The sequence below is a fragment of the Streptomyces sp. NPDC045968 genome (genome assembly GCF_056430475.1).
This window is the reverse complement of the sequence record NZ_JBWKLF010000001.1, coordinates 647347-667875: the sequence shown is the minus strand read 5'-3', so window position 1 is coordinate 667875 and position 20529 is coordinate 647347. Positions and strand designations below refer to the sequence as shown.

At 69.6% G+C, this 20529-nt stretch carries 19 protein-coding genes; 7 read left to right on the top strand and 12 right to left on the bottom strand.

Translation table 11 applies throughout. The features are described 5' to 3' along the window. Together AC07FA_RS02840 and AC07FA_RS02835 are read left to right on the top strand one after the other, a co-directional pair. Complete coding sequence (locus tag AC07FA_RS02840) at window positions 1–573, top strand: DUF4383 domain-containing protein (RefSeq protein WP_479072877.1); 573 nt, start codon at window positions 1–3, stop codon at window positions 571–573. Between the two features lie 37 nt (window positions 574–610). Beyond that, window positions 611–832, top strand: a complete 222-nt coding sequence (locus tag AC07FA_RS02835) for an FmdB family zinc ribbon protein (protein WP_479072876.1) — start codon at window positions 611–613, stop codon at window positions 830–832. A gap of 18 nt (window positions 833–850) precedes the next feature. Here AC07FA_RS02835 and AC07FA_RS02830 read toward each other — a convergent pair whose 3' ends face one another. From AC07FA_RS02830 to AC07FA_RS02815, 4 genes are read right to left on the bottom strand one after another with little or no spacing between them, the layout of a single operon-like run. Continuing rightward, window positions 851–1510, bottom strand: coding sequence for an O-methyltransferase (locus AC07FA_RS02830; protein ID WP_479072875.1), 660 nt, complete (start codon window positions 1508–1510; stop codon window positions 851–853). Between the two features lie 60 nt (window positions 1511–1570). Next, on the bottom strand, window positions 1571–2398 hold the full coding sequence (locus AC07FA_RS02825) for an HAD family hydrolase (protein ID WP_479072874.1): 828 nt from the start codon (window positions 2396–2398) through the stop codon (window positions 1571–1573). Next, entirely contained in the window at window positions 2395–4917 is a 2523-nt protein-coding gene (locus AC07FA_RS02820) for a phosphoribosyltransferase (protein ID WP_479073425.1), read from the bottom strand. Before AC07FA_RS02820 ends, AC07FA_RS02825 begins: the two co-directional genes overlap by 4 nt. Window positions 4918–4956: 39 nt before the next feature. Continuing rightward, on the bottom strand, window positions 4957–6117 hold the full coding sequence (locus AC07FA_RS02815; RefSeq protein WP_479072873.1) for an HpcH/HpaI aldolase/citrate lyase family protein: 1161 nt from the start codon (window positions 6115–6117) through the stop codon (window positions 4957–4959). 221 nt (window positions 6118–6338) lie between these two features. Between AC07FA_RS02815 and AC07FA_RS02810 the strand changes: the two genes are divergently transcribed. Then, entirely contained in the window at window positions 6339–7214 is an 876-nt protein-coding gene (locus AC07FA_RS02810; RefSeq protein WP_479072872.1) for a TerD family protein, read from the top strand. 26 nt (window positions 7215–7240) lie between these two features. On the opposite strand, the gene AC07FA_RS02805 is transcribed toward AC07FA_RS02810, so the two are convergent. The 6 genes from AC07FA_RS02805 to AC07FA_RS02780 form a co-directional block, all read right to left on the bottom strand. Continuing rightward, window positions 7241–7975, bottom strand: coding sequence for a TerD family protein (locus tag AC07FA_RS02805; protein ID WP_479072871.1), 735 nt, complete (start codon window positions 7973–7975; stop codon window positions 7241–7243). Window positions 7976–8148: 173 nt separating this feature from the next. Beyond that, the gene (locus AC07FA_RS02800) at window positions 8149–9300 is read right to left on the bottom strand and encodes a DUF475 domain-containing protein (RefSeq protein WP_479072870.1); all 1152 of its coding nucleotides are present in this window, start codon (window positions 9298–9300) and stop codon (window positions 8149–8151) included. A gap of 67 nt (window positions 9301–9367) precedes the next feature. Then, window positions 9368–9943 carry a TerD family protein gene (locus AC07FA_RS02795; RefSeq protein WP_479072869.1) on the bottom strand — a complete coding sequence of 192 codons (576 nt, stop codon included), beginning with the start codon at window positions 9941–9943 and terminating at the stop codon, window positions 9368–9370. 80 nt (window positions 9944–10023) lie between these two features. After that, window positions 10024–10599 carry a TerD family protein gene (locus tag AC07FA_RS02790; protein WP_185302899.1) on the bottom strand — a complete coding sequence of 192 codons (576 nt, stop codon included), beginning with the start codon at window positions 10597–10599 and terminating at the stop codon, window positions 10024–10026. 167 nt (window positions 10600–10766) lie between these two features. Next, the gene (locus AC07FA_RS02785) at window positions 10767–11225 is read right to left on the bottom strand and encodes a peroxiredoxin (RefSeq protein WP_382737122.1); all 459 of its coding nucleotides are present in this window, start codon (window positions 11223–11225) and stop codon (window positions 10767–10769) included. A 144-nt stretch (window positions 11226–11369) separates the two neighbouring features. Continuing rightward, window positions 11370–11807: a DUF3052 domain-containing protein gene (locus AC07FA_RS02780; protein ID WP_030564649.1), complete on the bottom strand. Its 438-nt coding sequence runs from the start codon at window positions 11805–11807 to the stop codon at window positions 11370–11372. 482 nt (window positions 11808–12289) lie between these two features. Here AC07FA_RS02780 and aceE point away from each other — a divergent pair, with 482 nt between their 5' ends. Further along, on the top strand, window positions 12290–15031 hold the full coding sequence (gene aceE / locus AC07FA_RS02775; RefSeq protein ID WP_479072868.1) for a pyruvate dehydrogenase (acetyl-transferring), homodimeric type: 2742 nt from the start codon (window positions 12290–12292) through the stop codon (window positions 15029–15031). A gap of 60 nt (window positions 15032–15091) precedes the next feature. Here aceE and AC07FA_RS02770 read toward each other — a convergent pair whose 3' ends face one another. Next, window positions 15092–15454, bottom strand: a complete 363-nt coding sequence (locus tag AC07FA_RS02770) for a peptidase inhibitor family I36 protein (protein WP_479072867.1) — start codon at window positions 15452–15454, stop codon at window positions 15092–15094. Window positions 15455–15646: 192 nt separating this feature from the next. Then, complete coding sequence (locus AC07FA_RS02765) at window positions 15647–17257, bottom strand: MFS transporter (protein ID WP_479072866.1); 1611 nt, start codon at window positions 17255–17257, stop codon at window positions 15647–15649. Between the two features lie 116 nt (window positions 17258–17373). Between AC07FA_RS02765 and AC07FA_RS02760 the strand changes: the two genes are divergently transcribed. The 3 genes from AC07FA_RS02760 to AC07FA_RS02750 all read left to right on the top strand — a co-directional run bounded on the left by AC07FA_RS02760 (window position 17374) and on the right by AC07FA_RS02750 (window position 20492). Then, on the top strand, window positions 17374–18039 hold the full coding sequence (locus tag AC07FA_RS02760) for a TetR family transcriptional regulator (RefSeq protein ID WP_479072865.1): 666 nt from the start codon (window positions 17374–17376) through the stop codon (window positions 18037–18039). 221 nt (window positions 18040–18260) lie between these two features. After that, complete coding sequence (locus AC07FA_RS02755; protein ID WP_479072864.1) at window positions 18261–19469, top strand: alpha/beta hydrolase; 1209 nt, start codon at window positions 18261–18263, stop codon at window positions 19467–19469. Window positions 19470–19553: 84 nt separating this feature from the next. Next, entirely contained in the window at window positions 19554–20492 is a 939-nt protein-coding gene (locus AC07FA_RS02750) for a DUF4429 domain-containing protein (protein ID WP_479072863.1), read from the top strand. The last annotated feature ends 37 nt before the right edge of the window (window positions 20493–20529 follow it).

Below are 20529 nucleotides of genomic sequence, written 5' to 3'. Positions count from 1 at the left end.
ATGGCCGTCCACGCCCCTCGTCTACCGCACACGCCGGGCCGGCGCCCCCGGACCGTACGGCTCGATGAGCATCTGCCCGTCGATCACCGGCTCAGCCAGGTCTACCGGGTCGGCGCCGGGCTCACCGGGCTCGTGCTGCTCGTCTTCGGCATTCTGGGGCTCGTCGACCAGGTCGGGTTCTTCGACACCGGTGGTGACACCGTGGCGGGCCTCAACACCAACGGCACGCTCAGTGTCCTGTCCATCTGCGTCGGGCTGCTGCTCTTCGGCGGAATGGTGATCGGCGGCAATGTCGCCTCCACGCTGAACATGGTCCTGGGGGTCGCGTTCATCCTGAGCGGGTTCGTCAACCTCGCTCTGCTGGACTCCGATTTCAACTTCCTCGCCTTCCGCATGCAGAACGTCCTGTTCAGCTTCGTGGTAGGCCTGATGCTGATGTTCTTCGGCATGTACGGCAGGGTCACCGGCCGCCTTCCGCACGACAACCCGTACTGGCAGGCCCGCCACCCCGAGCAGGCCGCGCGCGAAGCGCGTCGGCGGCGGGCCCCCAGAATCCCGGAAGTTCGGCGGTAGCGGCGTGGGCGGCGCGCCTGGGCTCTACCCTGGGGTCATGCCTCGCTATGAGTACCGCTGCCGCCCCTGCGGAGACACGTTCGAAGTCAGCCGTCCGATGGCGGAGTCCGACGCCCCCACCCCCTGCCCCGCCGGGCACGAGGACACCGTGAAGCTGCTCTCCACCGTCGCCGTGGGCGGAGCCGGCGCCCAGTCCGCGCCCGCGCCGGCCGGTGACGGGGGCGGCGGCGGTTGCTGCGGGGGCGGCTGCTGCGGCTGACCGGCCTCCGGGCTGGGGCTACCGCTTGCGCGAGAGCGTCAGCCCGTCCGCCACCGTGAGCAGCACGCTGTCCATACGGGTGTCGGCCGCCACGTGCTCGTTGAACTCCTTGATCGCGGCCGCCGCCCCGGTCGCGTGCGGGTCGGTCACGCCTCCGTGGAACAGCACGTTGTCCGTCGCGATGAGCCCGCCCGGACGCATCCGGGGGACCAGCTCCTCCCAGTACGGGATGTAGTTGCCCTTGTCCGCGTCCAGGTAGGCGAGATCGATGTGCGGTGCGGACGGCATCGCGCGCAGGGTGTCGAGCGCGGGTGCGATCCGCAGGTCGATGCGGTCCGCGACGCCGGCCTTCTCCCAGGCCGCCCGGCCGATGGCCGTCCACTCCTCGGAGATGTCGCAGGCGATCAGCAGCCCGTCCGGCGGCAGCGCCTGGGCCATCGACAGCGCGGAGAAACCGGTGAAGGTGCCGACCTCCACGATGTGCGCGGCCCCCGTCAGGCGCACGAGGAAGGCGAGGAGCGGGCCCTGCTCCTGCGAGGACTGCATGCCCGCCTGTTCGGGGAAACGGGCGTACGTCGTCTCGACGAGCTCACGCTGCACCGCGTCCAGCGGTGGGTTGTGCGCCAGCATGTACGCGTACAGCTCGTCCGTGATCCTGGTTTCGTTGCCCTTGCTCATAGCGCGTTCCTCCGTGACGGGACATTTTGATATGTCCACAGTCCCAGCTGTCGGCGCGGGCTATCGGCGCCGCTCCGCACCCGCGGCCCCGATGAACCGGCGAAGGATCTCCTCCCCCGCCGCCACCCCCGTCTCGTCCAGTACCTCGACGTTCGGAGCGGTCCAGCCGCTCTCCGCGAGTTCGCCGTGGCCGGGACGCCAGGAGTGGTCCGCGGCGAGCAGCAGATCCGCGTCGAGGAGCGAATCACCGGCGGCGAGGGTCAGTGAGGCGCCGCTGCGGCGCGCGACCTCGTTCATCGCTGCGCTCTTGGTGAGCGGCCTGGGTACGGCGTAGATCTTGCGGCCCTGGAGCGAGACCGTCCAGCCCCGGCCGTCCGCCCAGTCCGCCAGCTCCTTCACCCAGCCTTCGGGCAGCAGCGAGCGCTCGACGACGAGGTACGCGAAGAGGTCCTCGGCGATCCGCTCCTTGAGGAGCCAGGCGGGGTCCGCGGCGGCGACGAGGTGGGCCCGGACCTCGGCGAGGGAGGCGCATTCGTCGGCGAGGCGGGCCGCGACCTGCCGCTGCCAGTCCCGGTCGGACACCCCGTCGACCAGGATGTGTCCGCCGTTGGCGCAGATGGCGTACCGCGCGGCGGGGCCGGGGAGGTGGATGCGCTGGTACTGCTCGCGGGTACGGGTGGTGGTGGGGACGAAGACCGTGCTGCCGCCCAGGGCTTCGAGCAGCGCCCCCGCCGTCTCGGTGACGTACGACAGCGGCTTGTGCCCGTAGATCTCGACACAGAGCAGCCGCGGGGCCTCCGCGTCCGGCATCGGCAGGTGGAGAGCCGCGGCCGAGTAGATGAGGGTGCGGTCGAGGTCGCTCGCGACCAGTGTCACCTGTGCGCTCACTTGCCCGCCACCGCCCTGCCGTCGGCGCCCGTGGCACCCCGGGTGAACTGTGGGTGGATCAACCCCACGCAGGTGTACGGGAGTTCGGCGACCTCCTCGACCGGTACGCCGCGCTGTTCGGCGAGCAGTCGTACGTGGTCGAGGTCGGCGCCCGCACCGCGCTTGGCGAGGATCTTCCACGGGACGCGGCGCAGGAGCACGCGTGTCGTCTCACCGACACCCGGCTTGACGAGGTTGACGTCGTGGATGCCGTACTCCTCGCTGATCCTCTCGACGGCGGCCCAGCCCTCCCAGGTCGGGGCGCGGTCGGCCGCGAGCAGTTCCTTGACGTCGGCGTCCACCGCGTCCACGACCTCGCCGAAGCGGTCGGCGACCGTGTCGATGAAGTGGCCGGACACATCGGTGCCGGCGAGCTCCCGGTAGAACTTCGCCCCGTGGAAGTCGTCCGGGCCGACCAGGTCGGCGCGCAGGACCGTACGGGAGATGAGGCCGGAGACCGTGGAGTTGAGGCAGGCGGAGGGGATGAGGAAGTCCTCGCGGGTGCCGTAGGTCCGGACGCAGCCGCCGGGGTCGGCCAGGACCACGATCTCGGGGTCGAAGCCCTCGAACTCCGCGAGGGCGGCGGCCAGTTCCCTGGTGATGGCACCCTTGCCCGTCCAGCCGTCGACGAAGACGACGTCGGCCGGGTCGTGGTGGTCCGCCAGCCAGCGCAGGGCGTTGGCGTCGATGCCCCGGCCGCGCACGATGGAGACGGCGTAGTGGGGCAGGTCGAGCCCGTAGCGGTACTGGGCCCAGCGGCGCATCAGCACGCCCACGGGAGTCCCGGCCCGCGCCAGGGAGACCAGTACGGGGCGGGGGGACCGTTCGGCGAGGACGGTCTCGGTGACGGTGCCGACGGCCCGGGCCACCCGGGCGGCAGAGGTGTCGAGCGCGGCCTTGAAGAGGTCCTGGTACTGCGGTGTGGGCTGGTATTCGACGGGAAGCGACTCGGCGTAGTGCGCGCCACCGCTCTGTATCGCTTCCTCGCGCTCCTCGGTGGGCGCTTCCAGCTCGGTGTCCGAGAGGTCCTGGAGCAGCCAGCCGACGTCGTCCGCCGCGTAGGAGGAGAAGGCGGGGCCTCGGAGGGGCTCGGGCAGCATGCGGGGCTCCTGCCGTTCGGCGGCCCGGGAAAGGGCGGTGGGGGAAGGTGCGGTGGAGAGAGGGGCCGCGGAGGAAAGGGCGGTGGGGGAAGGGGCGGCGGGCAAGGGAACAGCGGGGGAAGGTACGTACGAGGGGACCACGGCCAGCAGTACGTGGTCGGTGTGGGCGGCGAGCCGGGCCAGCAGTCCGTCGGGGGCGTGCAGTGCGGGGGTGTCCGCCACGGAGTCCACGACGGCCACGACGGCGTCGAAGCCGGCACCCGCGACGTTGTACGCGTACCGCTCCCCCGGGCCGTCGGCGGGATCGTCGTGGGCCGGGAAGACCAGCCGGCTGCGTATCGCGTACCCGGGGTCGTCCAGGGCGAGGACCGGGGAGCGGGTGGTGGTCGAATAGCGCACCTCGGCGGCGGAGACCGTCTCCAGGGCCGTGCCGAGGCGGAGCGGGGCGTACATCAGCTCCTCGAAGCCGAGGACGAGTACGCGCCGGGCGCCGCCCAGTGCCTCGTCCAGCCGGGCCGCCATGCCCGGCAGGGCCGCCTCCAGGGCGGCGCGGTGTGCCGGGGTGAAGCCGTGCCGTCCGCCGTCGGGGACACCGGCGGGCCACGCCAGCTCGATCCGGGCGGGGGTGGATCTCGCGGGCGCCTCGGGCGGCACTTCAGGAGCCTTCGCCTCCTGGGCCGCCACCAGGCTCTGCCCCCGCTCCAGCACACCCTCCGGCAGGAGCACCGTCCCGGCACTCCTGGCCACCAGGTCGACGCGGGCGCCGATCTCGTCGGCGAACCCGGCCAGTCGGCCCCGGTCCGCCGCCGAGCGCATGTCCGCCAGCGCCACGATGACGTACCGCTCACGGGGGTACAGCTCGTGCAGGGCGCGGATCGTGTTGAGCACGGTGTTGCCCGTGGAGAACTCGTCGTCCACCAGCACCAGCGGCGCACCGGAGGGGGCGGGCGCCAGCAGGTCCGGGTCCTCGGGCAGCAGCAGGTGCGAGGTGGCGTGCGAGTGGGACTCCTCGAATCCGCCCGCGCGGGCCACGCACTCGACGGGGCGGCGCGTCGAGTGGAGGTACGGCGCCACGCCGAGCCCGTCCGCCACCGCGTGGCCGAGGCCGGTCGCGGTTTCCGCGTACCCGAGGACGACGGCACGGCGGGCCTCCGCCTCACCGAGGAGGTCGCGCACCCGCTCCCCCAGCTCGAAACCGGCCCCGTAGACCACGGAAGGCTTCTGCGGCACGTGCTTGCCCAGCACGTTCGATACGAGCAGGTGTGCCCGCTTCGGGTTGCGGCGCAGGGCGAGACCCAGCAGATCCCTGAGCTCCCCGTCGCCGACGAGCTCGACTCCCAGCCGCTCGGCAACCCAGCTGCCCGTCCACACCACGTCTATGTCTCTTCCCTCGTTGCGCGCTCGCTCATCGATACGCGCTCAGTCCGCCAGACCCGCGGCCAGGAGCTCCACGAACCCGACGTCTTCCTTCGCCACACCGAAGACCTCGGCCCGCTGCACGGTGCGCTCGGCCCACGCGCGGTGCGGCTTCACTTCGTTCATCTTGTTCGTATACGCCGACCGGAGCACTCCGCCGCCTCCGCGCTCCGGCCGCAGGATGTCCTGCGCGTCGCTGAACTCCTCGTGGCTGACCACGAACAGCGCGTGCACGGGCACCACGTGGGACGGGTGGATGCAGGTCTTGCCGAGCAGCCCGTTGGCGCGGTCCAGCTCGATCTCGCGCAGCAGTCCGTCCAGGTCGTGCTGGATCAGGGCGGTACGCAGTTCCTCGGCGCGCCCGGCGAAGGGGCTGCGGCGCAGCTGCGGCTTGAACATGCGCTCCTGGAGCCGGAAGTACTCCCACACCGGCCCGGTGATCGTGAAGCCCGTGCCGTCCGCCCGGCCGAGCACGTTCACGACGTCGCCGATGACGGCACCGACGATCTGGACGTCGTACGCCGTCATGTCGGAGGCCCGGCGCAGACCGTACGCCGAGCAGAAGTCGGTGACGCCGAGCCGCAGCGCGAGCACCCGCTCGCGGTACTTGTTCACGGTGCGGGCGATCCCCTGGAGGACGTCCGCCCGGGTCTCCAGGTGCAGCAGCTCCGGCGACTCCAGGACCGGCATCGCGAAGAGCCGCCGGCCGGCCGCCGCCTCGGCGCTCGCGAGTGCCTCCAGGAAGAGGACGCCGCGCTCCTCCGTGAATTTCGGCAGTACGAATCCGGACAGCAGTCGGACCGAGCCGCCGAGCCGGCTCACCAGGTCGGTGATCTGCTCGGGCGCGCGGACCCGGATGAAGAGCAGGGGCGTCTCCGTGCCCCTCGCCGCGAGGTCGGCGAACTGTCTGACCAGGTTCGCCTCGCCGTCCGCCACCTCGGCGTCGTCGATCGAATCCTCCAGGCAGAGCACCATCGAGACGACTCCGCGACCGGCCTGCTTCATCACGTCGTCGGCCAGCCGCGGCCGCGTCGCGGGGCTGTAGAGCGTGGCTCCGAGGGCCGCCGAGAGCATACGGGCGGGAGAGTCGGCGTCGAACGCGCACGGCTCCTGGAAGAACAGGCTTTCCCGGACAGCGGGCGAGATATGCCCGAAATGACGCATGTGATCCCCCGTACTGCCTGATTGGCCCGGACAACGTATGGCCGGTAATAGTACGTACGGACGGGTGTCGCCAGTTCCCCAGAGGCATGAATTTCGGGTAACCCGTCCATTACACGCACTCGTCGCGAGGTAGCGCCACTCCACCCGTAACGCCGCCGCCGGAGCCGCCACCGAAACCCGTCGGGCCCCCGCGTTGTCCGTTGGGCCCGCCAGCAGGCAGGATGACGGGCATGACGCACGCGATGCTGAAGGGCTCGAACGTCCCCCTCGATGCCACGGCCGTACGGGCCGTGCTGCGCTGGACCCCGGGCGCCGGTGTCCCCGATGTGGATGCCTCCGCCCTGTTGCTCGGCGCCTCCGGCCGGGTGCGTTCCGACGAGGACTTCGTCTTCTACAACCAGCCCCGGCACCCCTCCGGCCTGGTACGACGCCTGCCCAAGCGCAGCGTCCCCGAGGGGCTCACCGACACGATCGAGGCGGACCTCTCCGCACTCGACCCCTCGGTGGACCAGGTGGTGATCGCCGCGTCCTCCGACGGGGCTGCGTTCGAACAGGTCAGGGACCTGCGCATCCTGCTGTACGACGCGGCGTCGGCGGACGGCGATCCGCTGGCCGTCTTCGACGTCAGGGCGGAGACCGGCGAGGAGACCGCCGTCATCTGCGGCGAGCTCTACCGGCGCGGTGAGGGCTGGAAGTTCCGGGCGGTCGGGCAGGGCTATCCGACGGGCCTCGTGGGGCTCGCGACGGCGTTCGGCATCTCGGTCGACGAGACGGCCACGGAGCCGGCGCCCGAGCCCGGCCAGGCATCCGCACCCGCTCAGGCCGCGGCCGCCCAGGCCGTGCCCGCGCCCCCGTTCCCGCCCGCGCCCGAGCACGCTCCCGATGCCCAGGCCACCGTGCAGCACCAGCAGCCCGCGTACGGATACCCGCAGCCCGGCGGGCAGCACACCGCCCCGCACCAGCCCGCGTACGGCTATCCGCAGCCGGCCGCCGCCCCGCCCGCGTACGGCTATCCCCAGCCCGCCGCAGCGGCGGCGCACGCTCCGGACCCGAATTTCGTACTGCCCCCGCAGGGCCCCCAGTTCGTGAGGTCCTGAGCCGCGCGGGGCGTCTGCGGACACCGTCACGCCCGGGTCTTGTAGCCGCGCCCCCACTGCATGCCGAAGCCGTACAGCCGGTCCAGCTCCGACTGGAATCCGTATACGAACTTCACCTCGCGCCGCACGATCAGCTCGTCCTTGATGTTCTCGACGGTGAAGACGGCGCAGGACCGGGCCTGCGGGGCCCTCTCGTCGAGCTCGATCTCGATCCGGGGTCCGTTTCCGGGGTAGAGCGTCACCTTGGCGTGCGTACGGTCGAAGGCCGGCGTCTGGTCGTAGATGTAGACGAAGAACAGCAGCCGCTTGATCTGGTCGCGCTGGTCGAGGTTGACGTACACGGTCTCCCCCGACGGCGCCCCGAAACGGTCGTCGCCGCTGAGCCGGATGTACGGCGGCCCGTTCAGATCACCGATCAGGTTGCCCAGGGGCTGCACCACGCCCCTGGTGCCGTCCTTCAGTTCGTACATGCAGCCCAGGTCCAGGTCGACGTTGACCACGCCCTGGGTGTGCGCCTGGACGACATCGGGCTGGAAGAGCTTCATGGGACGCAGCAGGCGTCCGCTCTGCCGTGACCTGCCCTCGATGTCCGAGCTGCGCATCCGCCAGGAGAGGTTGACGCGGAGATTTCCGGACAGGGCGCCCTGTTTGTTCAGTGAGACCGTGGCGTGCCGCTTGGAGAGCACGATGGAGTTCGTCGCGGAGTTGCCCGCCTCGAACACCGAATCCCGCCCCGGCCACAGGCTGTCCCAGAAGGCCATCCCAACCCCCCACATTCTCCGGTAGTGCCCGGGTGGAGCCACGGTCTGGGCCCCAGGCGTCCCGGGCGTCGTCAGTGCCCCCGTACGTCACTGCGGGGCGGCCCCGGGCCGGTTCCGGAGAACCGCCGCCGTGTGGGCCGCCCCGCAGAGAGCGTTCCTCATTCCCTACCGGGTCACACCCCGGAGGAGACTTCCGCCTTGGAACCGGAGCTGTCGCCCCCGTCGCCGCCCGCCGCGGCGATCGCCTTGTTGCGGCGCACCGAGGACCAGAAGGACCAGCCGATCAGCACGACACCGACGAGGCCGGTGATGAGCTCGTTGATCTCGTACTGGATGGTGACGAGCAGGATCACGGAGAGCGCGCCGATCGCGTAGTGCGCGCCGTGCTCCAGGTAGACGTAGTCGTCCAGCGTGCCCTGGCGGACAAGGTAGACGGTGAGCGAACGGACGTACATGGCACCGATACCGAGGCCGAGGGCCATCAGCACGATCTCGTTGGTGACGGCGAAGGCGCCGATGACACCGTCGAAGGAGAAGGACGCGTCGAGGACCTCGAGGTAGAGGAACATGAAGAACGCGGCCTTGCCCGCGAGAGCGACCGCGGAGGCCGGCTTGCCGGCCTTCTTGGCCTCTTCCTCGGCCTCGTGCTCGCGCTCCTCCTCCTCTTCGAGCTTGTTCTCGAAGAATCCGGAGAGCCCGCCGACGACGAGGTAGGTGATGAGGCCGGCGATGCCGGACAGCATGACCGTCTCCGCCTTGTCCGCGTGAGCGCCACCGTGCTGGTGGGCGTGGGTCGCGAAGGTCATGGCGGAGATCATCAGGATGATCAGCGCGACACAGACCGACAGCATGTCGACCTTGCCGAGCTTGGCGAGCGGGCGCTCGATCCAGCGCAGCCACTGGATGTCACGGTCCTCGAAAATGAAGTCGAGGAAGATCATGAGCAGGAACATGCCACCGAACGCGGCGATCGACGGATGCGCGTCCGTGACCAGTTCCTTGTACCTGTCGGGGTCGTTGAACGACAGGTCGATGGCCTCGATCGGCCCGAGCTTCGCGCTGATGGCGACGATCACGACGGGGAAGACCAGTCGCATACCGAAGACCGCGATGAGCACACCGATCGTGAGGAAGATCTTCTGCCAGAAGGCATTCATCTTCTTCAGGATTCCGGCGTTGATCACCGCGTTGTCGAAGGACAGCGAGATCTCCAGGATCGACAGGATCGCGACGATGCCGAACGCCTGCCACCCCCCGTAGAACACCGCTGCGACCAGGCCGAGCGCGGTAATCGCGAACGACCAGCCGAAGGTTTTCAGAATCACTGGCACCCCATCGTGTGTGGACGGACCTCCCCCGGTGACTGAGGGGCTCCCCCGCGTGTACGCGGCTTTACGAAACGTTGACCCCGAAGTCTAGAGCGATGCCCCGCAGCCCCGACGCGTACCCCTGCCCGACTGCACGGAATTTCCACTCCCCGCCGTACCGGTAGAGCTCGCCGAAGATCATCGCGGTCTCGGTCGAGGCGTCCTCGCTGAGGTCGTACCGTGCGAGCTCCTGGCCGTCCGCCTGGTTCACGACGCGGATGAAGGCGTTGCTGACCTGCCCGAACGTCTGCCCGCGGTTGTCCGCCTCATGGATGGACACCGGGAAGAGGATCTTGTCGCAGTGCGCGGGCACCTGGTCGAGGTGCACGATGACCGACTCGTCGTCGCCGTCGCCCTCCCCCGTGAGGTTGTCGCCCGTGTGTTCCACGGAGCCGTCCGGGCTCGTGAGGTTGTTGTAGAAGACGAACCATTCGTCACCGATCACCCGGCCCGACTGGCACAGCAGCGCGCTGGCGTCGAGGTCGAAGTCGGCCCCCGTGGTGGATCGTGCGTCCCAACCGAGCCCGACCAGCACCTGGGTGAGGTTGGGTGCGGCCTTGGAGAGGGAGACATTGCCTCCCTTGGCGAGCGTGACGCCCATGTGTGTCCTCCCCGTGTCGTTGGATGAGAACGTCCGGCGCCGCACATCGTGCGGCGCCGGACGGGAAAAGCTGGCGTGGCTCAGACGTTCACACCGAAGTCCTGCGCGATACCGCGCAGCCCCGAGGCGTAACCCTGGCCGATGGCGCGGAACTTCCACTCCGCGCCGTTGCGGTACAGCTCGCCGAAGACCATGGCGGTCTCCGTCGAGGCGTCCTCGCTCAGGTCGTAGCGCGCGAGCTCGGTGTTGTCGGCCTGGTTCACCACGCGGATGTACGCGTTGCGGACCTGGCCGAAGCTCTGCTGGCGGCTCTCGGCCTCGTAGATCGAGACCGGGAAGACGATCTTGTCCACGTCGGCCGGGACACCGGCCAGGTTCACCTTGACGACCTCGTCGTCACCCTCGCCCTCACCGGTGAGGTTGTCACCGGTGTGCTCGACGGAGCCGTCCGGGCTCTTGAGGTTGTTGAAGAAGACGAAATTGCCGTCGTTGCCCACCTTGCCGTCGACCCCCGTCAACAGCGCGCTGGCGTCGAGGTCGAAGTCACCGCCGGTGGTCGTACGGGCATCCCAGCCCAGACCGACGATGACCGCCGTCAGGTTGGGCGCGGCCTTGGTCAGCGAGACGTTGCCGCCCTTGCTGAGGCTGACTCCCACGAGTCCTCCCATAGTTTTCAGGGGCCGGCAGAACCAGCGTCCCCATCGTGCGTTGGCATCGGATCAACGACTGGATCCTAGTGACCGGTTCCCTGCCAAAACAGGCTTTTGGCAGGGAGCCGCCCGGAGATCTCCCGGATCGGGGCCGACCGGGGAGCGGGCGGGGATCAGATCGAGTCGAGGGCCTTGATGTAGTCCTTGAGGTCCCGCGCGTCCGGCAGGCCGTTGACGACGCTCCAGCGGACCGTGCCGTCCTTGTCGATGACGAAGGTGCCGCGCACCGCGCAGCCCTTCTCCTCGTCGAAGACGCCGTACGCCCGCGAGGTCTCGCCGTGCGGCCAGAAGTCCGAGAGCAGCGGGTACTCGAGCCCCTCCTGCTCGGCGAAGACGCGCAGGGTGTGGATGGAGTCGTTGGAGACCGCGAGCAGCTGGGTGTCGTCGTTCTCGAACCGGGGCAGCTCGTCACGCAGAGCGCAGAGCTCGCCCGTGCAGACGCCGGTGAAGGCGAACGGGTAGAAGAGGAGTACGACGTTCTTCTCGCCGCGGTAGTCGGAGAGCTTCACGGTCCGCCCGTGGTTGTCCTTCAGCTCGAATTCCGGTGCCTGGGTGCCGACCTCGATCGCCATGAAACGCGTCCCTTCCGTACTTCACCGCATGCCCGGACCGGTCCGTCCGGGAGCCCCACCCTATGCAGTGAGCCCGTGCGCACCTGTACGAAGGCCCCCGGCGGCATGATGCCGTCGGGGGCCCCGGGTGGTGGGAGAGGGGGTTCAGCGCTTGGCCTTGGCCCCCTTGGGGGTGACCAGACGGCTGCCCGTCCAGTCCTTACCCGCACTGATGCTCTTGGTCTGGGCGAGACCGGCTGTCTGGGCAGCCTCGTTGATGTCGCTCGGCTCGACGTATCCGTCACGGCCGGTCTTGGGCGTCATCAGCCAGACCGTACCGCCGTCCTCGAGCAGACCAATGGCATCCACCAGCGCGTCCGTAAGGTCGCCGTCCTCGTCGCGGAACCAGAGCAGGACAACGTCTGCGACGTCGTCGTACTCCTCATCGACGAGTTCCTGGCCGGTAGTGGCCTCAATGCCCTCACGGAGCTCCAGCTCGACGTCGTCGTCGTAGCCGATCTCCTGGACCACTTGTCCGGGCTCGAACCCCAGGCGTGCTGCCGGGTTGGTTCGCTCCTCCGCGTGGTCCGCGGTCGCGCTCACGGGTTGCCTCCTGATCATGTTTCGGAAAATGCTTCACCCACGCGCGTGCGCGGGGCGTTGGCCGTAGTCCACACGGGCTCGGCGAATCGCGCAAGTACCCAGCGTATGAGACCGCCTAAACGGTGACGTTCCCTGCCACGTCGCCGCAACCTCCGGCCGGTCTCCTGCGGGGCCTCCACCATCGCCCAGTCCGTTTACGTCCTTCCTCAGCTTATGCCGTTTCGATCCGCCAATCGGAGTCGAACAGCCTTTGGGAACGCTTGGACGGGTTGGGCGTATGGTTGCGGTTTGGCCCGGCCCATCCTCCGACGCCCATACTCGTGCCCCGGGAGCGAGGCTGCAGAACCTCGCGGTTACCCCACGGTAGAGATGACGTTTGCGCCCTCGCGGTACACGATGGAGGCGGCGCACAGCAGATGTCCCGGGGGTCCGTTCCCCGTAACAAGGCCCCGTAGAGCACCACCGAACAGCGAAGGAACAGCGTGGCTTCCGGATCCGATCGCAACCCGATCATCATTGGCGGCCTTCCGAGCCAGGTCCCGGACTTCGATCCCGAAGAGACCCAGGAATGGCTCGACTCCCTCGACGCCGCCGTCGACGAGCGGGGCCGTGAGCGTGCCCGCTACCTGATGCTCCGCCTCATCGAGCGCGCGCGCGAGAAGCGCGTCGCCGTGCCGGAGATGCGCAGTACGGACTACGTCAACACGATCGCCACGAAGGACGAGCCGTTCTTCCCCGGCGACGAGGAGATCGAGCGCAAGGTCCTCAACGCGACCCGCTGGAACGCGGCCGTGATGGTGTCGCGCGCCCAGCGTCCCGGGATCGGCGTCGGTGGCCACATCGCCACGTTCGCCTCCTCCGCGTCGCTGTACGACGTCGGTTTCAACCACTTCTTCCGCGGCAAGGACGAGGGCGACGGCGGCGACCAGATCTTCTTCCAGGGGCACGCCTCCCCCGGGATCTACGCACGCGCGTTCCTGCTCGACCGGCTGAGCGAGGCGCAGCTCGACGCGTTCCGCCAGGAGAAGTCGAAGGCGCCGAACGGTCTGTCCAGCTACCCGCACCCGCGGCTGATGCCGGACTTCTGGGAGTTCCCGACCGTCTCGATGGGCCTCGGCCCCCTCGGCGCGATCTACCAGGCCCGGATGAACCGCTACATGGAGGCGCGCGGCATCGCCGACACCTCCAAGTCGCACGTGTGGGCCTACCTGGGCGACGGCGAGATGGACGAGCCCGAGTCGCTGGGCCAGCTGTCCATCGCCGCCCGTGAGGGCCTGGACAACCTCACCTTCGTGGTGAACTGCAACCTCCAGCGCCTCGACGGCCCGGTCCGCGGCAACGGCAAGATCATCCAGGAGCTGGAGTCGCAGTTCCGCGGTGCCGGCTGGAACGTCATCAAGCTGGTCTGGGACCGCTCCTGGGACCCGCTGCTCGCGCAGGACCGCACGGGCATCCTGGTCAACAAGCTGAACACCACGCCGGACGGGCAGTTCCAGACGTACGCCACCGAGACGGGTGCGTACATCCGTGATCACTTCTTCGGCGACGACCCGCGGCTGCGCGACATGGTCAAGGACATGTCCGACCAGCAGATCCTGCACCTGGGGCGTGGCGGCCACGACCACCGCAAGGTCTACGCGGCGTACGCGGCGGCCAAGGCCCACAAGGGCCAGCCGACGGTGATCCTGGCGCAGACGGTCAAGGGCTGGACCCTGGGACCGAACTTCGAGGGCCGCAACGCGACCCACCAGATGAAGAAGCTCACGGTCGAGGACCTGAAGCGCTTCCGCGACCGGCTGCACATCCCGATCACGGACAAGCAGCTGGACGAGGGCTACCCGCCGTACTACCACCCGGGCCGCGACTCGGAAGAGATCCAGTACATGCACGACCGCCGCCAGGGTCTGGGCGGTTACGTCCCGACGCGCGTGGTGCGGGCGAAGCCGCTGGCCCTGCCCGACGAGAAGACGTACGCGACCGCGAAGAAGGGTTCGGGCACGCAGTCGATCGCCACGACCATGGCGTTCGTCCGCATCCTGAAGGACCTCATGCGGGACAAGGAGATCGGCAAGCGTTTCGTGCTGATCGCGCCCGACGAGTACCGCACCTTCGGCATGGACGCGTTCTTCCCGAGTGCGAAGATCTACAACCCGCTCGGTCAGCAGTACGAGGCCGTGGACCGCGAGCTGCTCCTCGCCTACAAGGAGTCCCCGACCGGGCAGATGCTGCACGACGGCATCTCCGAGGCCGGCTGCACGGCGTCGCTGATCGCCGCCGGATCGGCGTACGCCACGCACGGCGAGCCGCTGATCCCGGTCTACGTCTTCTACTCGATGTTCGGCTTCCAGCGCACCGGTGACCAGTTCTGGCAGATGGCCGACCAGCTCGCGCGCGGCTTCGTGCTGGGCGCGACCGCCGGCCGTACGACGCTGACCGGTGAGGGTCTCCAGCACGCGGACGGCCACTCGCAGCTCCTCGCCTCGACGAACCCGGGCTGTGTCGCGTACGACCCGGCCTTCGGTTACGAGATCGCGCACATCGTCAAGGACGGTCTGCGCCGGATGTACGGGGGGACGCCCGAGGAGAACGAGGACGTCTTCTACTACCTCACCGTCTACAACGAGCCGATCCAGCACCCGGCCGAGCCCGCGGACGTGGACGTCGAGGGCATCCTCAAGGGCGTGTACCGCTACAAGAGCGGCGACAAGGGCCAGATCCCGGCCCAGATCATGGCCTCCGGCGTGGCGGTCCCGTGGGCGGTCGAGGCGCAGCAGATCCTCGCCGACGAGTGGAACGTCAAGGCGGACGTCTGGTCGGCGACCTCCTGGAACGAGCTGCGCCGCGAGGCCGTGGACGTGGAGCGGTACAACCTGCTCCACCCCGAGGAGGAGCAGCGCGTCCCGTACGTCACCTCGAAGCTCTCCGGCTCCGAGGGCCCGTTCGTCGCGGTCTCGGACTGGATGCGTTCCGTACCGGACCAGATCTCCCGGTGGGTTCCCGGCGCGTACCAGTCGCTGGGCGCGGACGGCTTCGGCTTCGCCGACACCCGTGGCGCGGCCCGCCGCTTCTTCCACATCGACGCGCAGTCGATCGTCCTCGCGGTGCTCACCGAGCTCGCGAAGGAGGGCAGGATCGACCGGTCCGCCCTGAAGACGGCGGTCGACCGTTACGAGCTCCTGGATGTGGCCGCGGCCGATCCGGGTCCGGCCGGCGGCGACGCGTAGGCAGACGGAGAAGGGGCGGCGGGGCCGGAAGGCCGCGCCGCCCCTTCGCTGTGTCCGGGGTCAGCTCTCCCAGATCTTGAAGGCCCTGACCTGGTACGAGGACCTGGGCACCCAGGTGCCGCCGCCCGGGTAGGTCTCGAACTCCCCGGTCTCGGCGCACTCCGCCGACTGGTAGGTGGTGACGGGCCGCCCGGTGCGGTTGGCGAGCGCCTGGGCCTTGGTGCCCGCGGGGAGCGGGACGCAGCTGTCGACGTCGACCGTGGACAGCTCGTGGACCCGGCGGGCGCCGGTGAAGTCCGGTTTCTTCCAGAGGCACAGCTGCCCGGCGTCACAGGTGCCGAGCCGGACGGGTGCGGCCTGGACGCCGGTCGGCGGGATCAGTGCGGTGGCGGCCAGAGCGGCCGCAAGAACGGTGGTGCGCATGGTGGATCGTCCCCCGTGGTCGTGCGGATCAGTTGTCCGCACCCTGACCTGCGGGGCAGCGCCGGGGGAAGGGGTCTCGGGCGGCGCCACCCTGATAGGGGTTTCTGAGGCCGGGCGCAAGGAAATCGCCGGACAGGCCGTCAAGCCCGTCCGGCGATCGAGGACACCAGCCGGCCCGGAGGCCGGTCCACGCTAGATGTGTCCGGCTCCCGCGCCCGCCTCGGCGTTGTCACCGCGCTTGGTGAGGGTGGCGACCAGGGCCGCGCCCACGGCGACGGCGCCTGCGACCATGAACGCGGTGCTCATGCCCGACACGAACGTGTCGTGCGCGACGCCCGCGATCTTCGCGGCGATCTCCGGGGGCGTGCCGGGGGCGATCGGCGGCATGCCGACCTCGACGGCCGACGACGCCTTCTCCAGCTGCTCCGGGGAGACCGGCGGAAGCTCCGCGTCGGCCCAGTTGCCGGCGAGCTTCGCGTCGACCTGGGAGGCCATGATCGCGCCGAGGATCGCGGTGCCGAGGCTGCCACCGACCTGCATCGCGGCCTGCTGGAGGCCGCCCGCGACGCCGGAGAGCTCCATCGGCGCGTTGCCCACGATGACCTCGGTGGCGCCGACCATGACCGGTGCGAGACCGAGGCCGAGCAGACCGAACCAGATCGACATGGTCAGCGTGCCCGTACCGATGGTCAGCTGGGACATGCCGAAGCAGGCGACAGCGGTGCACACCATGCCGCCGACGAGCGGCACGCGGGGCCCGAACTTGGTGATGAGGCCGCCCGCGACGGGCGAGGCGACGATCATCATTCCGGTCAGCGGCAGCAGGTGCAGGCCGCTGTCGACGGGGCTCATGCCGTGCACGTTCTGCAGGTAGAAGGTGACGAAGAACAGCCCGCCCATGAAAGCGAAGGCCATCAGCACCATCAGGACAACGCCCGCCGACAGCGGCAGGGACTTGAACATCGCCAGCGGGATCAGCGGCTCGCGCACGTTCTTCTGGGAGAGCGCGAAGACGACGAACAGGACCAGCGCCGCGCCCAGGAAGCCGAGCGTCTTGTAGTCGCCCCAGCCCCACTCCGCGCCCTTGATGAGGGCCCAGATGAGGCAGAACATCGCCTGGGACAGCAGCACGATGCCGCCGATGTCGAAGGAGCGCGGGGCGTTCTCGGCGCGGTGGTCCTTGAGGATCACCAGGCCGAGGACGAGCGCGATCACACCGACGGGCACGTTGATGAAGAAGACGGACTGCCAGCTGACGTGCTCCACGAGCACGCCGCCCAGGATCGGGCCACCAGCGGTCGACGCGCCGATCACCATGCCCCAGATGCCGATCGCCATGTTCAGCTTCTCGGCCGGGAAGGTGGCGCGCAGCAGGCCGAGCGCGGCAGGCATCAGGAGGGCACCGAAGAGGCCCTGGAGCACGCGGAACGCGATCACCAGGGCGACGCCGTCGGAGAGGCCGATGGCGGCGGACGCGGCGGCGAAGCCGACGACGCCTATCAGGAAGGTCTGGCGGTGACCGAAGCGGTCACCGAGCTTGCCCGCGGTGATCAGCGACACCGCGAGTGCGAGCATGTAGCCATTGGTGATCCACTGGACGTCGGCCAGCGAGGCACCGAGATCCTTCTGGATGGCGGGATTGGCGATCGCGACGATCGTGCCGTCGAGCGCGACCATCATCACGCCGATGGCGACGGCGAACAGCGTCAGCCAGGGGTGGCCGCGAAGCCCCTTGGCCGGGGCTGGGGGAACGGTCTTGCCCGGTTCCCGCGCCGCCTTCTCAACGGTGGTCTGACTAGTCATGCGCTGGAGATTAGTGTCAGCGACTGACAGTTGACAAACCAATTCACAACTCGGTAACTGTCACGTAGCTCACAGGTGACACGAGCCGGTCGAAGCAGCAGAAAGAGAGCCACAAGGTGCCAGAAGGGCAGCAATCCGAACCTCCGGCCGGACTGCGCGAACGCAGGAAACAGCGCACCCGTGACGCCCTGCTGCACGTCGCCCTGGAGCTCTTCACCACCCAGGGGTACGAACGGACGACCGTCGACGAGATCGCCGAGGCGGTCGAGGTCTCCCAGCGGACGTTCTTCCGCTACTTCGCGAACAAGGAGGAGGCCGCCTTCGCCGTGCAGACGATGGTCGAGTCCCGCTTCCTCGCGGAGCTGCGTCGGCGCCCCGCGGCCGAAGCCCCTTTCGAGGCGATGCGCCAGGCCGTCCTGTGTGCCTGGAACAGCATCGGTGAGGCCATCGAGGCGCTCATCCCGATCGAGCTCCATATGCGGACGTACCGGATGATCGAGTCGACCCCCTCGCTGCTCGCCGCCCATATGCGCCGCGGGGTCGCCCTGGAGGACGAGATCGCCCGGCTGATCGCCCGGCGCGAGGGGCTCGACGGGGAGACCGACCCGCGCCCGCGGATCGCCGTCGCCGCGTTCTCCGGGGTGATGCGGGTGGCCGGTCAGCAGTGGGGGCACGGACAGGACATCAGTGTGGAATCGCTGCGGGCCCAGACCGAGGAGTACCTGGATCACCTCGGTCCCGCGCTCGCCGGGAACTGGCGGACCGGGGCCACCGCGCCGTAGGTCCGAGGGGGTGTGCCGCACATCTCAGGGCCTGCGCATGGCCGACCTCACACCCGGCCGGCCAGGGGTCCCGCATCCCGCCCGGACAGGGCGTCAGGCGCACCGGAGCGTACGCTCGGCGCACACGCAGCGTGAGGAACGGCGGCCGAATTCCTCGCCCTCGGGTGATGTGCGTCACCCCCTTCACGAGCTCGGGCGCACGTCTCCTAGGGTGAGGCGCAGTGACTTCCTTCGACTCCTCTCCCACGCTCACCGCATGGCGCGCGCTGCTCGCCGTCGCGGTCGTGTTCGTGATGCTGGCGACCACCGGGTGGACCGCCGTGCGTCAGCAACGCTCCGACGAGCCACGCGAGGTCGCGCTGACCTCCTGGGCCCACGGGCGGATAGCCGGTCACGCGCTGCCGGACATCGGTTCGCCGCCGTACCGGCTGGCCCATTTCTTCGCCACGCTGACCGACCGGCAGCAGACCGCGCTCGCCAACACGCACCCGTTCGTCGTGGGAAATCTGAACGGCGCTCCCGTCACTCTGCGCTACCACGCCAACCGGGTGGCTCTGAAGCAGGCGAGAGCGGTGGAGCAGCGGCGGATGCACGACGCGAGACTCTCCTCCGGCGGCCGGCACGAGGCGCGGCGCCGGATGGACCGCTTCCGTTCGATGCTCGCGAAGGACCGTCACATCCTGGCGTTCGATCCGTCGGGCAAGGGGCACGCCGCGGAGGTCTTCGGTGATCTCGAGCGGGCGAGCCGCGTCTCGGTCGTGGTCCCCGGCGTCGACACGAATCTGCTGACCCTGGAGCGTTCGGGCCGGAAGTACGCGGCCCCCGTCGGCATGGCGCAGTCGCTCTACGCGGCCGAGCGCGCCGCCGACCCCGGCACCCGTACCGCGGTCATCGCGTGGGCCGACTACACCTCCCCCGCCGGGATCGGTGTGGACGCGGCGCTGGGCAGGCTGGCGAAGGCCGGGGCGGTGCGGCTGAACGCCCTCGTCGACGTGTTGCCGGGCACCTCGCGCGTCTCGTTGTTCTGCCACAGTTACGGCTCCGTGCTGTGCGGGGTCGCCGCGGACGAACTGCCGTCACGGGTGACGGACATCGCGGTCGCGGGCAGTCCCGGCATGCGGGTGGAGCGTGCGGAGCAGCTGGACACCGGGGCCAGGGTGTGGGCGACGCGGGACCGCGACGACTGGATTCAGGACGTGCCGTATCTGGCGGTGGGCGGCATCGGTCACGGCGCCGATCCGGTCGATCCGGAGTTCGGTGCGCGGATCATGTCGGCGCGGGGCGCGATCGGGCACAGCGGCTATTTCACGCCGGGCACGGAGAGCCTCAGCAACTTCGCGGCGATCGGCGTGGGCGCCTACGACTCGGTCAGCTGCGCGAGCGGCGACGGCGCCTGCCACAGCGGGATTTCCGGCGAGACGAACACCTGACGCGCGTAGAGCGCGGTACCTCGGCCGCATTGCGGCTCGCATCGAGGGGGGACGTGGGAGCCGGTGCCGCATACGATGAGGCACATGGGTGATGTGCTGGCCGGAATTCATGCCACCTGGGAGTTCGACACCGACTCCGTGCTCATCCGCTTCGAACGGGGTATCCGCACGCCGAAGCTCTTCCAGAGCCTGCGTGAACGTCGCGTACCGCACGCGGCGTTGTCTTCGGTGACGCTGAACCCCGGCAAGCGGGGCACGGTGGTTCTGCGCGCGGTGCCGAGGCCCGGTGCCGATCCACTGCTGGAGGCCGCGGCCGGACAGCTGAAGGACGGCTGCGATCCGTACCGGCTGGTGCTTCCCGCCGAACGCGAGGTGCTCGCCGAGTACTACGCGGACGAGCTGCGCGCCCTGCTGGGGCCGGACGCGGCACGGCCCGCCGACCGGTTCATGGTCGCGGCGCCCGAGGCCCCCATGAACTTCAAGGCGTACGACGGCCGCGCGAGCTTCGACGGTGACCGGATCTCCTTCCGGTGGTTCTGGACCGGTGCGTCCAGCGCCAAGTGGAAGGCGGGCGATCAGACCTTTCCGGTCGGGGAGCTGAGCGGCGTCGAGTGGCGCTCGCCCGAGGCCTTCGACGGCTACCTGCGGCTCGTGCCGCGCACGGCGGCGGACTCCGTAGCGGTGGACGCGCCCGGTGCGGCGTACGGCGGGGCGGGCGGTGCGCAGGGTCTCCGGTCTGCCGTCCGTCCCACGCAGGCGGACCAGGACCCGGCGGCGGTCGTCTTCGGTCTCGGCTACGGCCCGGTGCACGAGTCGCTGCCGTTCGCCGCCGCCGTACTGGAGTCCGTACGCCGCCGTCAGGCGTCGCCCGCGACGGCGCCCGTCGCCCTGGTCGGCGCGGGGCGGCGCGATCCGGCGGACATCGCCGAGCGGATCAGGCACCTGGGAGAACTGCACCAGGCCGGCCTGGTCACCGATGACGAGTACGGCGCGAAGAAGGCGCAGCTGCTCGCGGAGCTGTAGCGGTACGGAGGTGCCGGATGCGGCACCCCGTACCCCG

What these genes read in the sequence shown, in the direction of transcription:
- AC07FA_RS02840 (WP_479072877.1), top strand. Translation starts at nt 1, where the DNA reads ATGGCCGTCCACGCCCCTCGTCTACCGCACACGCCGGGCCGGCGCCCC.
- AC07FA_RS02805 (WP_479072871.1), bottom strand. Translation starts at nt 7,975, where the DNA reads ATGGCCTTCTGGGACAGCCTGTGGCCGGGGCGGGATTCGGTGTTCGAG.
- AC07FA_RS02810 (WP_479072872.1), top strand. Translation starts at nt 6,339, where the DNA reads ATGACGGGCATGACGCACGCGATGCTGAAGGGCTCGAACGTCCCCCTC.
- AC07FA_RS02785 (WP_382737122.1), bottom strand. Translation starts at nt 11,225, where the DNA reads ATGGCGATCGAGGTCGGCACCCAGGCACCGGAATTCGAGCTGAAGGAC.
- AC07FA_RS02765 (WP_479072866.1), bottom strand. Translation starts at nt 17,257, where the DNA reads ATGACTAGTCAGACCACCGTTGAGAAGGCGGCGCGGGAACCGGGCAAG.
- AC07FA_RS02795 (WP_479072869.1), bottom strand. Translation starts at nt 9,943, where the DNA reads ATGGGCGTCACGCTCGCCAAGGGAGGCAATGTCTCCCTCTCCAAGGCC.
- AC07FA_RS02815 (WP_479072873.1), bottom strand. Translation starts at nt 6,117, where the DNA reads ATGCGTCATTTCGGGCATATCTCGCCCGCTGTCCGGGAAAGCCTGTTC.
- AC07FA_RS02750 (WP_479072863.1), top strand. Translation starts at nt 19,554, where the DNA reads ATGGGTGATGTGCTGGCCGGAATTCATGCCACCTGGGAGTTCGACACC.
- AC07FA_RS02835 (WP_479072876.1), top strand. Translation starts at nt 611, where the DNA reads ATGCCTCGCTATGAGTACCGCTGCCGCCCCTGCGGAGACACGTTCGAA.
- AC07FA_RS02770 (WP_479072867.1), bottom strand. Translation starts at nt 15,454, where the DNA reads ATGCGCACCACCGTTCTTGCGGCCGCTCTGGCCGCCACCGCACTGATC.
- AC07FA_RS02830 (WP_479072875.1), bottom strand. Translation starts at nt 1,510, where the DNA reads ATGAGCAAGGGCAACGAAACCAGGATCACGGACGAGCTGTACGCGTAC.